We start from the raw sequence: 13,259 nt of genomic DNA on the forward strand, positions 1-13,259 counted from the left end.
GCTGCTCCCCAATACTCGGTGTCATCCCAGCGAAAGCTGGGACCCAACTATTCCCCGGCGCAGGCGGTCAGATGGGTCCCAGCTTTCGCTGGGATGACAGCCGGTCGGTGGTGAAGCACCCTGCCCTACAAGGCTTAGCGGTCTGCGCCCTCGCCGTGAGGGCCGCCGGGCTCATCGGCCTCCCCCGCAGGCGGGGGAGGGTCGCCGACTGATAGAAAGCGCCCGCCCTTACTCCGCCGGCGGGAGCACCGTCACATCGGTAATGCCGATCGCCTGCAACTGCGGCAGGATCGATTGCGGGTCGCCGGAGATCACCACCAGCGCCCGGTCGAGCGAAGCCAGCGACTGCGCTGCGGCCTCCACCGCCGGCAGCTGCAGCGCGACGATCTCGTCGAGCTTGCCGTTCATCTCCTCGGCGGTCATCCCGGCTCCGGCGGCGCTCATCACCAGCCCGAACAGCCCGCTCGAGGTTTCGACCGTCCCGGCAGTGCCCGATGCGGTGGCCATCACCGTGCGATCGAGTTCGGTCTGCTCGACCGGGATCGATGTCAGCCCCTCAAAGCCGGCGCGGATATCGGCAATCGCCGTCCCCACCTGGTCCGCCGCTACCGCCGACGACACGGTCAGCATGCCGCCCGTCGGGATATTGGTCCACACCGAAGCGCCGACACCGTAAGAGTAGCCCTTCGCCTCGCGCATCACCTGGTTGAGCCGGCTGGTAAAATCGCCGCCCAAGAGCCGCGCCACCGCGATTGCCTCCAGCACGCCCTTGTCGTTGAACGCCGGGGCCGGCCGCGACAGGTTGATGATCGCCTGGCTGTTGCCGGCACTCGGCGTCACATAAACCTTCAGCCCCTCGGGCAGCACCGCCGACGGATGCGGCACCGGGGTGATGCCGGGGCTGTCATTGCTCCAGCCGCCGAAGGCCCGCTCCAACTCCGCCTTGACGGTCGCGAGGTTCACCGAGCCGACGCTGTAGACGGTCATGGTCCTCGGCGTGAACAGTTTCAGATGCGTCGCCTGGGCCTGCGCAACGGTCAGCGCCGCCACCCCTGCTGGCGTCGGCTCCAGCGCCGCCCTGCCCTGAGGGATCGGGAACGCCAGTTCCTCCATCGCGTAATAGGCCAGCGCGCCAGGGTCCATCTTGCGATAGGCCAGCCCTTGCTGCACCTCACCCCGCAGCGCATCCCATTCCGGCTGTTCGAAGCGTGGCCGCTGCACCGCATCGGCCATCAGGTCGACGCCGGCCGCGAAGTTCTCCGGCGGCACACCCAGAACGACCGCCGACTGCTCCATCCCGGTCTGCCCCGAAATGTCGGCGCCGATATCCTTGGCCGCCTTGCTGAACGCCTCGAAGCCTCGCTCGCCCGCGCCGCGCGACATCATCATCGTGGTGAGCTCGATCAGCCCTTCCTCGCCCGGCACGTCGCTGCCTGCCCCACCACTGACCGAGGCGGCAAGCAGCACCAGCGGCGAGCCGGCGGTCTGGTAATGCACCACCCGGATGCCGTTCGACAGCGTCGCCGTCTCCATCGGCGGCAGCGCCGCCCGTCCGGGTTCCCCTGCCGCCAGCACCGGCACATCGACCACCGGTCGCGGCTCGGCGACGATCGGCACAGCCGTGCCCGAACTCGCCTGCAGCACGGCCGGATACTCGCTCCGCGCCGCGCCCGGCAGCATGGTCAGAACGCTCAGCGCCTCCGGCGCCAGGCGCTTGCGCACCGCCGCCTCGACATCCGCAGCGCTCAGCGCCAGCAGTTTCGGATCGTCCGCCAGCCCGGGTGAGGCCTCGCCGTAGAGATCGTAGCGCGTCGCCAGCGATCGCGCCCGGTCCAGCATCGCTTCGCCGCTCAGCGCCCGGCCGAGCCGCAGCGTCTGCCGGGCCCGCTCGACCCCGGCTACGTCCTGCGGCGCCGCCACGAACTCCGCCACGGCCTGCCGCAAAGCCGCCTCGAGCACATCGGGCGTCACACCCGGCGCCGCCGTGGCCGAAATCATGAACCGTCCGCCGAGCCGGCCCGGGTCCCAGCCCGCCGTGGCGTTGATGGCGAGCCCCTTGTTCACCAGTTCGCGCCGCAGCACGCCATACTCGTAATTGCCGAGCAGATCGCCCGCCACCATCAGTGCCGCGCTGTCCATGGTGCCGATGGCCGGCCCCGTGCTCGCCAGCACCACGGTCGGCGACGGCAGCCGATCGGTGACCTCCATGCGCAGCGCCACCGGCTTGGGCTCCTTCGCTTCAGGGAGCGTTACATCGGCGCCGCGCGGGACGCGGCCGAATGTGTCGGCAATCAGCGCCTTCACCGCCTCGACATCGAAATCTCCGGCCAATGCCAGCACCGCATTGTTGGGCACATAGTAGCGATCGAAGAACGCCTTCACGTCGTCGAGCTTTGCCGCATCGAGATCGGCGATCGAGCCGATTACCGCTTCGGCATAGGGGTGCGGCGCCGGAAACAGCGCCGAGCGAAGCGCCTGCATGCCTGGCTGGCCAGCGCTGTCGAGCACCGTCTGCCGCATCTCGTTCTTGACCACGTCGCGCTGCACATCCAGCTCGTGCTGGTCGACCTCGCCACCCAGATTGGCCATCCGGTCGGCTTCAACCGACAGCAGCACCGGCAGCGCCGAAGCCAGGGCATCGGCCACATAGATGGTGCGATCTTCCTCGGTGAAGGCGTTGTTCTCGACCCCGAGCGCCGAATAGGTGTCGTCGAATTTGGGGTATTTCGTCGTGCCCGAGAACATCAGGTGCTCGAACAGGTGCGCGAAGCCCGAGCGCCCGGCCGGCTCGTTCATCCCGCCCACCCGATAGACCAGCGCCAGCCCGACCTTGGGCACTTTGCTGTCGGGCGACAGCAGCACCTCGAGCCCGTTATCGAGCCGGTATTGCACCACCGGCGGAAGTTCATCGCCGACAGCAACCACAGCACCGCCCAGCACAAGCCAGGCGGCGGCCAGAACCAACCCAATAACGCGCATGCAATATGACCCTGATGAAATCTGACGTCCTTCATTGCACCGCCTTCAGCTATCGTCCAACCGAAAGGGTGCGGGGCCGGTTAGGCTGCACTATATTGTCAGCACCATGGCCAACGACACCGACACCAAGCCGCGTACCAGGACCGCACCCAAGGTGGCGCGCCCGCCGCTGCACAAAGTCATCCTGCTCAACGACGATTTCACGCCACGGGAATTCGTGGTCCGTGTGCTCAAGGCCGAGTTCCGCATTACCGAGGACCAGGCGCATCGCATCATGATCACCGCCCACACCAAGGGCTCGTGCGTCGTCGCGGTGTTCACCCAGGAGATCGCCGAGACCAAGGCAACGCGCGCCACCGAGATGGCCCGCAATGAGGGTTACCCGCTGCTCTTCACCACCGAGCCGGAAGAGTAGAACATTTCGCCGGCGAAGCCGATTGGGGCTCGATCCCGACCTGCCCACCGGGTGTCATCCGAGCTTTCGCCCCATGGGTGACGCCGGGTATGCGAACCGACGCTCCGCAAGTCCCCAAACTCGGTGTCATCCCCACGAAAGTGGGGAACCCCGTTTGCGATCGTGCAAAGGCCAAAAACAGTGGTTCCGCTTTCGCGGGAATGACCCGGTGGGTGGGGTACGACCGTAACTTAGCGCCTGTGAGCGACCGGTTGACCGGTCGTCCGGCAGCGGCTACCACCCGCTCAGCAAGCCAGCATCTGCCAGCCAGCGCCCCCGAACCGCACGAGAGCTGGCATGGCTGATACGACCACCCCCACGATTTCCATCACCCCGGGCACCTGGCTCGATCCGCGCACTGCCGAACCCATCGCGCACCCGCAGTTGATGCGCCACCTGGCGCTGCAGCAGGTGGTGTTGCTCGGCGAGACCCACGATCGCTTCGACGTGCATCGCTGGCAGCTGCACGTCGCCGCCGGCATCATGGCGCACCGCTCCGATATCGCGCTCGGCTTCGAGATGTTTCCGCGCCGCCTGCAGCCGGTGCTCGATGCCTTCATCGCCGGCGCCTTCGCTACCACCACCGATTTCCTCGAGGCCGCCGAATGGAGCGAAGTCTGGCGCTTCGATCCTGCCCTCTACCTGCCGCTGTTCCAGTTCTGCCGGCAGTTCCGCCTGCCCATGCTGGCGCTCAACTGCCACCGCCCGCTGGTCACCCGCGTCGGCAAGGAAGGCTGGGACGCTATCCCGGTCGATGAACGCGACGGCCTCACCCCGGCGCGTCCGGCGCTGCCTGCCTATCGCGACTATCTGAGCCGTTTTGCAGGTCCCGCGAGCCGCTCGCGCGATGCGATGACCTCCGACCGGTTCGTCCGCGCCCAGCAGACCTGGGATCGCGCCTTCGCCTGCAACATCGCCCGCGCCCTCGATGGCCCGGCCGCGCCGCTGGTGATCGGCATTATCGGCCGCGGCCATCTCGAATATGGCTACGGCACGCCCTACCAGCTGGCCGATCTCGGCGTCGACCGCGTCTCGATCGCCCTGCCCACCGACGGACCGTTCGATCCGCGGCGCGAAGCCAACATCGCCGACGCGCTGTTCCGGCTGCCTGGGGCAGTGAATAGCGAGTAGCGAGTAGCGAGTAGCGAGTAGCGAGTAGCGAGTAGCGAGTAGCGAAAGAGGTTGCCAGGGCTCGTTGTCACGGCAACCCCTCCTATTCGCTATTCGCTATTCGCTATGCCTAGTGCGCCTTCAGCACTTCCTCAAGCTGCTCGGTCACCATGCCCCAGCCTTCGTGAAAGCCCATCTGCTCGTGGGCCGCCTTGTCCTCGGCGTTCCAATGCTGGCAGCGGGCGATGTAACGGGTCTTGCCGCCGATATCCTCGAAGGTCAGGGTCACCGTCATGAACGGCTTCTCGCTGGCCTGCCAGTCGCCGGTATAGGCGTCGGTGAACACCAGCTTCCGGTTCGGCACCACCTCGAGATACTGGCCCGGGTTGGGATACTCGGTGCCGTTCTCGTCGGCCATCACCACCAGCGTGCTGCCGCCCGGCCGCACATCGGTCACCACCTTCGGCGTCGTCCACGGCCGCGGCGCGAACCACTTCTTCATCAGTACCGGGTCGGTCCAGCCACGGTAGACCTGCTCCACCGGCGCATCGATGATGCGGGCCAGCACCAGCTGGTTGCCGTTGTCGGGAGTGATATCGAGCTTCGTGGTCATTCTGGTTTCCTCGGTTCGAACTGCCTGTTCGACTTCACGACGAAGCACGCGAGCCGGAATCGACAGCCGCGACGAAAAAACTTCAGAAAGAAGCGAGGGGCCCGGAGATGCCTCCGGGCCCCTCGCCGTTCATTGACGGGCGTTTCAGTTCGACCAGGTGGTGTAGCCAAGCTTCATCGTGGTGCCGACAAAACCGTTGACGCGGAACTGCGAGATCCGGCCCTGGTTGGTCCTGGCGCACACATAGGTGCCCGGCGGGATATCGGCGAGCGGCACGCGTGCGCTCGAGAAGCTCTCATCGAAACACCCCTCATAGCCGCGGTTCGAACCGTCGCCGACGGCGATCGACGCGCCGTTCTGCGGCGTGATGTATTTCTCCACCGCCGTCTCGGCTTCGTACCAGATGTCGGTGCCTGCCCCCCCGACATTGCCGTTGTCGAGGTTGGCGGTATAGGTCTGCATCAGCTCGATCGGGCCGGTCGAGAACGTGTCCGGCACTTCCGGCGGCTCGGGCGGCTCCGGCATCGGCGGGGCGCCGACATAGACGGCGAGCGACGAAGCCTTGTTGTTGATCGAGTTATGCAGCACGTCGGTATCGCCGGTGATCGTCCGGCAATAGCCACCCAGGTTGGGGTCTTCGCACAGCTTCGCCTTGGCGCCGCCGAACAGCTGCACCGACGAGATCTTGTTGTTGAAGGTGCCGTTGAGCGCGTTGCGGGTTCCCAGCGCGACGCAGAGATCATCGCCGCCGAAATTGCTGCCGACATAGAAGCAGGCGCCGGGGTCTTCCTCGGGCTCGGGTTCCGGTTCGGGAGCCGGGCCCGGGCCTGCGTCGTCGCCGCAATTGATCGACATGCTCGGCCCGCTCGGCGTCATGGTGAAGCCGAAGCTGCAATCCGGATTGGAGCCAGCCCCCTCTTCGACCGGCTCTTCCTCGTCGTCCTCGACGCTGGTCAGGAAGGTGGCGCTGACCCAGCCGTCGGGGCCGTCATGCTCGATGAAGCAGAAATTCGATGGCGCGCACTCGGTGACATTGACCACCTCGCCGGCGGTCAACTGATCGACGATACCGAAGGTCTTGCCCGGTCCGGTGCGCACATTGACCGGTGATTTGGCTGCGGCCTCCACGGCGAGCGCCGCGGTGCTGCAGACCAGCAGGCTCGCCGCAATCATGGCGGCGGCAGCCATAGCCCGTTTGATGGTCATTTCCCTCATCCCTCTCCTCTGCGGGGAATGCGTTTCCCTGCATACGGCAGCAAGACAAGCGTCCCGGCGGCTGAACCCGCCGTGAATACTGATGTTTCGGGCCGTTCATCCCAGCTTCATCGCGTTCTCGCAAAACTCCGCGAGCCCCTCCCGCAACCTTAGCCGCCGCGCTACCGTTGCTTTCACCGAAACGCCCGATTCCGGAGATGCCTAATGCTGCGCCTGCCGACGAGCCTCAAGGTCCTCGCCCTCGCATCCATCCTCGCCCTGCCCGTCGCCCTGCCGGCTGTCGCCGGTCCGGCCGAGAATGCGCTCCTCGCCAAATACGAGGGAAACTGGCGCGGCAGCGGTAAGGTCACCGGCCCCGACCCCGGCACGGTGGTCTGCCGCCTGACCTTCAAGGCAGCAAGCGCCGGCAAGCTCACCTATTCCGGCCGCTGCTCGTTCGGCGGCTCGGGGGCAGCCAGCTTCCGCGGCAGCATGGTCTATAATGATGCGACCAAGCGCTTCGAAGCCTCGTCTTCAGCGCAGGGCGCCAACACCACCACCGTGGGCAAGCGGGCGGGCAGCACCATCGTCTTCGCCTCGGCCGGCATCAAAACCAGCTACGGCCTCGCCTCTTCGGTGATGACGCTGAGCGGCAGCAGCATCAAGCTGGGCTTCACCCTGGTCGACAAGAAGGGCCAGACCACCGCCTCGGCCATCAGCTTCAAGAAGAGCTGAGCCGCTCCGGCGGTTGAACCGCCCGGCGCGCCCGCGCGTTGTCCTCGGTTTACCGAGGAGCAGCACATGCGTGACGTGAAGGTCGGATACCTGATCGGCAGCCTCGCCAAGGCGTCGATCAACCGCAAACTGGCCAAGGCGCTGGTGCGCCTTGCGCCCGACGAGATGCAGCTGACCGAGATCGGCTTCGCCGATCTCCCGCTTTACAGCTACGATTACGACGCCGACTTTCCGCCGGCCGCCCGCGCCTTCAAGGCCGCGCTCGCCGATGCCGAAGCGGTGCTGTTCGTCACCCCCGAATACAACCGCTCGATCCCCGGCGGGCTGAAGAATGCCATCGACTGGGCCAGCCGCCCCTGGGGCCAGAACTCTTTCGCCCGCAAGCCCACTGCCATTATCGGCACTTCGCCTGGCGCCATCGGCACCGCCGTCGCCCAGCAGAGCCTGAGGAGCGTCATGGCCTTCTGCAACTCGCCGCTGATGAACTCGATCGAGGCCTATATCCAGTTCAAGCCTGGGCTCATCACCGACGATGGCGACGTCACCAACGAAGCGACCGCCGAGTTCCTCCGCAACTACATGGCCGAGTTCTACGGCTTCATCGAGCGCGTCTACACCGCCATCCCGCGCCCGCACAGTCCGGCGGTCTAGTTACGCCTCGACCCGCGGCGCATACCTGAGCTTCGCCTTTTCCCGCGCCCGCGCGATCAGCACCTCGCGGTCGCGCTTGGGCGCGTCGGTCTCGAGTTCTTTCAGCAACCGCTTCACCACCCGCTCGATGTCGGCGACGGCGTCGTCGAAGGCTGCCTCGTTGGCCTTTGATGGGTGCGTATAGCCCGAAATCTTGCGCACGAACTGCAGCGCTGCGTCATGCATCTCGTTCTTGCTGGCCGGCGGCTCGAAGTTGAACAGCGGCTTGATGTTGCGGCACATGGCACCCGTCTCCCTATACGATGGCGAGCCGAAGGCTCGCACCTCGCGCGAACCTCGACAAGGCTTTGCCCTCACCCGTCCACCGAGGTAGTCGCTGCAGCGCCGACAAGTTCGACACCCGTCCGCCCGGGTGCGGCCACCAGACCTCGCAACTTTTTTCTCCGGCACTGTCGATCCGCCTCTCGCTCGCTCGTCATGAAGTCGAACGGCCACTCAGCCGGATGTCGAAACCGAGGAGAGATCGAAATGAGCCTGCTGTCCGTCGCCCACCAGGACGCCCCGCGTTCCAGCCTTGCCGCCGTTGCACTACGTGCCCTGGCCTCGAGCTTTATCGCCTGGCGCGCGCAACGCGCCCGCCGGCTGGCCATGCTCAGCCTGCTGGAAATAGATGCCTGGCGTCTCGACGATCTCGGCATCAGCATCGATGCCGTCAGGGACGCGCTCGACGCCCGCCATTGAGCTAACATCGGCGCCGAGAATCATCTTCGGACGCCCTACCCTGGAAACCACCCTCTACCCGCCTGTGAAGAGCTTCCTCGAGGCCGCCGGCTACGCTGTCAAAGGTGAGGTCGGCGGTTGCGACTTGGTCGGGCTGCTCGAAGGGGAGCCGCCGCTGGTGGTGATCTGTGAGCTGAAGCAGGCCTTCAATCTCGAGCTGGTGCTGCAGGCCGTCGACCGACAATCGCAAAGCGACGAAGTCTGGATCGCCGCGCGCACCTCCTTGACCGGCAAGGGCCGCGAGCGCGACCGCCGCTTCCGCGATCTCTGCCGCCGCCTCGGCCTCGGCATGCTCGGCGTCAGCGCTGCCGACCATATCGAGATCATCGTCAGCCCGCTCGCGCCGATGCCGAAAAAGAACACGCGCAAGCGCAACCGGCTGGTCGAGGAACATCGCCGCCGCAAGGGCGACCCTACCTCCGGCGGCAGCACGCGGCAGCCGATCATGACCGCCTATCGGCAGCAGGCCCTCGCCTGTGCCGCGGCGCTGCAGGCCGGCCCGCTGCGTCCGCGCGACCTCAAGACCACCACCCCGATCGCCGCGAAGATTCTCCTGCACAATGTCTATGGCTGGTTCGACCGCATCGATCGCGGCGTTTACGGACTGAGCGACGCCGGCGCCGAGGCACTGAAGCGCTGGCCCGTTGAGGCCTGATCGCTAGCGGCCGCGACAACTTGCACACGCTTCGTTCGCGCTGGGGGTTCCCTTCCCCCACCGCTTCGGTTACAGGACGCGCCTAGCCCATAGAGTCTGCCGCCCCAGCCCGCGCCATTCGCGCGGGTCTTTCCGCGCGCGCAATGCCGAGGCCCGAAAAGTTGCAGGACTTTTCGGACAAGCCGAAGCACAACCGAGAACCGAGAGCCCGAGATGCCAAAACGCACCGACATCAAATCGATCCTCATCATCGGTGCGGGTCCGATCATCATCGGCCAGGCCTGCGAGTTCGATTACTCCGGCACCCAGGCGTGCAAGGCGCTGAAGGACGAGGGCTACCGGATCATCCTGGTGAACTCCAATCCGGCGACGATCATGACCGATCCGGACCTGGCCGACGCCACTTACGTCGAGCCGATCACCCCCGAGATCGTCGCCAAGATCATCGAGAAGGAGCGCCCCGACGCGCTGCTCCCGACCATGGGCGGCCAGACGGCGCTCAACTGCGCCCTCAGCCTCAAGAAGATGGGCATCCTCGACAAGTACAACGTCGAAATGATCGGCGCCGATGCCGAGGCCATCGACAAGGCCGAGGACCGCGAGCTGTTCCGCGACGCCATGAAGAAGATCGGGCTCGAAACCCCGCGCTCCATGCTCGCCCACAACACCATCGAGGCGCTGCAGGCGCTCGAGGTGATTGGCCTGCCCTGCATCATCCGCCCCAGCTTCACGCTGGGCGGCACCGGCGGCGGCATCGCCTATAACAAGGAAGAATATCTCGCCATCGTCGAGACCGGCGTCGACGCCTCGCCCACCGATGAAGTGCTGATCGAGGAGAGCGTGCTCGGCTGGAAAGAGTACGAGATGGAAGTCGTTCGCGACAAGAACGACAACTGCATCATCATCTGCTCGATCGAGAACCTCGATCCGATGGGCGTCCATACCGGCGATTCCATCACTGTCGCGCCGGCCCTGACGCTGACCGACAAAGAGTACCAGATCATGCGCGACGCCTCGATCGCGGTGCTGCGCGAGATCGGCGTCGAGACCGGTGGTTCGAACGTGCAGTTCGCCATCAACCCGGCCGATGGCCGGATGATCGTCATCGAGATGAACCCGCGCGTCTCGCGTTCGTCCGCCCTCGCCTCGAAGGCCACCGGCTTCCCGATCGCCAAGGTCGCCGCCCGCCTCGCCGTCGGCTACACCCTCGACGAACTCGAGAACGACATCACCGGCGGCGCCACCCCGGCTTCGTTCGAACCGACCATCGACTACGTCGTCACCAAAATCCCGCGCTTCGCCTTCGAAAAATTCCCCGGCGCCGATAACCGCCTGACCACTTCGATGAAGTCGGTCGGCGAAGCCATGGCCATCGGCCGCACCTTCCAGGAATCGCTGCAGAAGGCGCTGCGCTCGCTCGAAACCGGCCTTACCGGTCTCAACGAGATCGGCATCCCCGGCTTCGCCACCGGCGCGCCGGAAGACGACAACGAGAACGCGGTGTTCGCCGCCATCTCCACCCCGACGCCGCAGCGCCTGCTGCATGTCGCCGAAGCGATGCGGCTCGGCTATAGCCTCGAAGACATCCACGATGCGTCCAAGATCGATCCGTGGTTCCTCGAAGAAATCCACGGCCTGGTCCAGACCGAAAAGAAGGTCCGTGAGCTCGGCCTGCCCGACACCGCCGGCGCACTGCGCAGCCTCAAGGCCATGGGCTTTTCCGATCGCCGTCTCGCCGACCTCGCCGGCAAGCAGGCCAAGGAGGTGCGGGCACTACGCAAGTCGCTCGGCGTTCGTCCGGTCTATAAGCGCATCGACACCTCGGCGGCCGAGTTCGCCTCGCCCACTGCCTACATGTATTCGACCTATGAGGCGCCGTTCAACGGCCAGCCCGACGACGAGGCGCGTCCCTCGGACCGGAAGAAAGTGGTGATCCTCGGCGGCGGCCCGAACCGCATCGGCCAGGGCATCGAGTTCGATTATTGCTGCTGCCATGCCGCCTTCGCGCTGGCCGATGCCGGCTACGAGACCATCATGGTCAACTGCAACCCGGAAACCGTTTCGACCGACTACGACACCTCGGATCGCCTCTATTTCGAGCCGCTCACCGAGGAAGACGTCATCGAGATCCTCGAGACCGAAAAGCAGAACGGTACGCTACACGGCGTCATCGTGCAGTTCGGCGGCCAGACCCCGCTGAACCTCGCCGACGCGGTTGAGAAGGCTGGCGTGCCGATCCTCGGCACCCAGCCCGGCTCGATCGACCTGGCCGAAGACCGCGACCTGTTCAGTAAACTGATCTCGCGCCTCGACCTGACCCAGCCCAAGAACGGCATCGCCTACTCGCTCGAGCAGGCCCGCCTCGTCGCCGAGCGCCTGGGCTACCCGCTGGTGATCCGCCCGTCCTACGTGCTGGGTGGTCGCGCCATGGCCATCGTCCACTCGCCCAACGAGTTCGAGCGCTATGTGCAGGATACCCTCACCGGCCTCGTACCGCCGGATATCCTGATCCGCTACCCCAACGACAAGACCGGCCAGATCAACTCGGTGCTCTCCGATAACCCGCTGCTGTTTGACGGCTACCTGAGCCGCGCCATCGAGATCGACGTCGATTGCCTCAGCGACGGCAAGGACGTGTTCGTCTGCGGCATCATGGAGCATATCGAGGAAGCCGGCATTCACTCCGGCGACTCGGCCTGCTCGTTGCCGCCGCAGCACCTCTCCGACGAGGTCATCACCGAGCTGAAGCGCCAGACCCGCGAACTGGCGCTGGCCCTCAAGGTCGGCGGCCTGATGAACGTTCAGTATGCGCTCAAGGACGGCACCATCTACATCCTCGAAGTGAACCCGCGCGCCTCGCGCACGGTGCCCTTCGTCGCCAAGGTGATCGGTGAGCCGATCGCCAAAATCGCCTCGCGCGTCATGGCCGGCGAGAGCCTTGCGAGCTTCAACCTGGTTGAGAAGAAGCTGAACCACGTGGCGGTGAAGGAAGCGGTTTTCCCGTTCAACCGCTTCCCCGGCGTCGACACTGTGCTCGGCCCGGAGATGAAGTCGACCGGCGAAGTCATCGGACTCGACACCAACTACCCGATCGCCTTCGCCAAGTCGCAGCTCGGCGCCGGCTCGAAAGTGCCGCGCGAGGGCACGGTGTTCGTCTCGGTCCGCGACGACGACAAGCCGCTGATCCTCGAGTTCTGCCGCCATCTCGAGCATGCAGGATTCAAGCTCGTCGCCACTTCCGGCACCCATAAATACCTGGTCGAGAACGGCATCGCCGCGACCAAGGTCAACAAGGTGCTGGAAGGCCGCCCGCATATCGTCGACTCGATGAAGAACGGCGGCGTGCAGCTGGTGATCAACACCACCGATGGCGCCAAGTCGATCTCGGACAGCCGCGACATCCGCCGCACCGCGCTGATGGGCAAGATCCCCTATTACACCACCATCCCGGGCGCCGTGGCGGCCGTGGAAGGCATCATCGCCTACCGCGAAGGCAACCTGCAGGTTCGCCCGCTGCAGAGCTACTTCGCCGCCTGAGCCGCCAAACCGTCAGTCGTCTCTCCCTCCCCCTTGTGGGGAGGGATCAAGGGTGGGGGTGGCCACACGCTCGGACCACGGGGCAGTGCCTAGCAGCCTGATCCTCACTCTCCGGGGTGAACGAGGCACTGGATCGGCGAATAGAACGGGGGCGCGAGGATCGTCCCCATTCCGGTCTTCGGGTCGAACGCCAGCACCGCATCATTGGGCGCGCCGCCATCGCCCATTTCTGATTTGAGCCCGACGCCGGTGACGATTTCGTAAGCGCCCGACACCTGGCGCGTCCCCGGCCCGCTCCAGCACAGCGCCTCGCCGCATACCGTGAAGCGATCGTAGCCGTCGATCGCCACGGTCAGGATCGCCTCATCCATCACCTCGCACGCTGCATCGGCGCAGGCGACGCGCAGCAGCTCGGCATTGGAGCAGGTGTAAGACGTCGCGGCGAGCGCAGGCGTGCCAGCCAAGGCGAGCGCACCAGCCGAGGCAGCGATCATCCGCAATAGCTGGCAATGCCCAGCAGCATAGGTCGGCACTGGGACAACCTCCGTGTT

12 protein-coding genes are annotated in these 13,259 nt (G+C 65.7%); 7 read left to right on the plus strand and 5 right to left on the minus strand.

All coding sequences use genetic code 11. The features are described 5' to 3' along the window. Nucleotides 1-228 precede the first annotated feature (228 nt). Nucleotides 229-2,979 (minus strand): pitrilysin family protein, encoded by a 2,751-nt coding sequence (locus ASC89_RS19665; protein WP_056000929.1) that lies wholly within the window; start codon nt 2,977-2,979, stop codon nt 229-231. A 106-nt stretch (nt 2,980-3,085) separates the two neighbouring features. On the opposite strand from ASC89_RS19665, the gene clpS reads away from it, so the two are divergent. Next, nucleotides 3,086-3,394 carry an ATP-dependent Clp protease adapter ClpS gene (gene clpS, locus ASC89_RS19670; protein WP_055880490.1) on the plus strand — a complete coding sequence of 103 codons (309 nt, stop codon included), beginning with the start codon at nt 3,086-3,088 and terminating at the stop codon, nt 3,392-3,394. A 336-nt stretch (nt 3,395-3,730) separates the two neighbouring features. After that, nucleotides 3,731-4,564 (plus strand): ChaN family lipoprotein, encoded by an 834-nt coding sequence (locus ASC89_RS19675; protein WP_082533477.1) that lies wholly within the window; start codon nt 3,731-3,733, stop codon nt 4,562-4,564. Nucleotides 4,565-4,673: 109 nt separating this feature from the next. Here the strand turns inward: ASC89_RS19675 and ASC89_RS19680 are convergent, their stop codons facing one another. Together ASC89_RS19680 and ASC89_RS19685 are read right to left on the minus strand one after the other, a co-directional pair. Further along, entirely contained in the window at nt 4,674-5,156 is a 483-nt protein-coding gene (locus tag ASC89_RS19680) for an SRPBCC family protein (protein WP_056000932.1), read from the minus strand. A 144-nt stretch (nt 5,157-5,300) separates the two neighbouring features. Next, nucleotides 5,301-6,362: an SH3 domain-containing protein gene (locus ASC89_RS19685; RefSeq protein WP_056000935.1), complete on the minus strand. Its 1,062-nt coding sequence runs from the start codon at nt 6,360-6,362 to the stop codon at nt 5,301-5,303. A gap of 213 nt (nt 6,363-6,575) precedes the next feature. Here ASC89_RS19685 and ASC89_RS19690 point away from each other — a divergent pair, with 213 nt between their 5' ends. Both ASC89_RS19690 and ASC89_RS19695 read left to right on the plus strand, forming a co-directional pair. After that, on the plus strand, nt 6,576-7,085 hold the full coding sequence (locus tag ASC89_RS19690; protein WP_056000937.1) for a hypothetical protein: 510 nt from the start codon (nt 6,576-6,578) through the stop codon (nt 7,083-7,085). 66 nt (nt 7,086-7,151) lie between these two features. Further along, the gene (locus tag ASC89_RS19695; RefSeq protein ID WP_055880498.1) at nt 7,152-7,736 is read left to right on the plus strand and encodes an NADPH-dependent FMN reductase; all 585 of its coding nucleotides are present in this window, start codon (nt 7,152-7,154) and stop codon (nt 7,734-7,736) included. On the opposite strand, the gene ASC89_RS19700 is transcribed toward ASC89_RS19695, so the two are convergent. Beyond that, on the minus strand, nt 7,737-8,018 hold the full coding sequence (locus ASC89_RS19700) for a DUF2277 domain-containing protein (protein ID WP_055880501.1): 282 nt from the start codon (nt 8,016-8,018) through the stop codon (nt 7,737-7,739). Between the two features lie 246 nt (nt 8,019-8,264). On the opposite strand from ASC89_RS19700, the gene ASC89_RS19705 reads away from it, so the two are divergent. The 3 genes from ASC89_RS19705 (at nt 8,265) to carB (ending at nt 12,708) form a co-directional block, all read left to right on the plus strand. Next, nucleotides 8,265-8,477 carry a hypothetical protein gene (locus tag ASC89_RS19705; RefSeq protein ID WP_055880504.1) on the plus strand — a complete coding sequence of 71 codons (213 nt, stop codon included), beginning with the start codon at nt 8,265-8,267 and terminating at the stop codon, nt 8,475-8,477. Nucleotides 8,478-8,517: 40 nt separating this feature from the next. Next, on the plus strand, nt 8,518-9,171 hold the full coding sequence (locus ASC89_RS19710) for a DUF2161 domain-containing phosphodiesterase (protein ID WP_056001942.1): 654 nt from the start codon (nt 8,518-8,520) through the stop codon (nt 9,169-9,171). 213 nt (nt 9,172-9,384) lie between these two features. Beyond that, nucleotides 9,385-12,708, plus strand: a complete 3,324-nt coding sequence (carB, locus tag ASC89_RS19715) for a carbamoyl-phosphate synthase large subunit (protein ID WP_055880507.1) — start codon at nt 9,385-9,387, stop codon at nt 12,706-12,708. Between the two features lie 104 nt (nt 12,709-12,812). Here carB and ASC89_RS19720 read toward each other — a convergent pair whose 3' ends face one another. After that, complete coding sequence (locus ASC89_RS19720; protein ID WP_156384692.1) at nt 12,813-13,241, minus strand: hypothetical protein; 429 nt, start codon at nt 13,239-13,241, stop codon at nt 12,813-12,815. Nucleotides 13,242-13,259 lie beyond the last annotated feature (18 nt).

The organism is Devosia sp. Root413D1 (assembly GCF_001425235.1).
Taxonomy (GTDB): domain Bacteria; phylum Pseudomonadota; class Alphaproteobacteria; order Rhizobiales; family Devosiaceae; genus Devosia_A.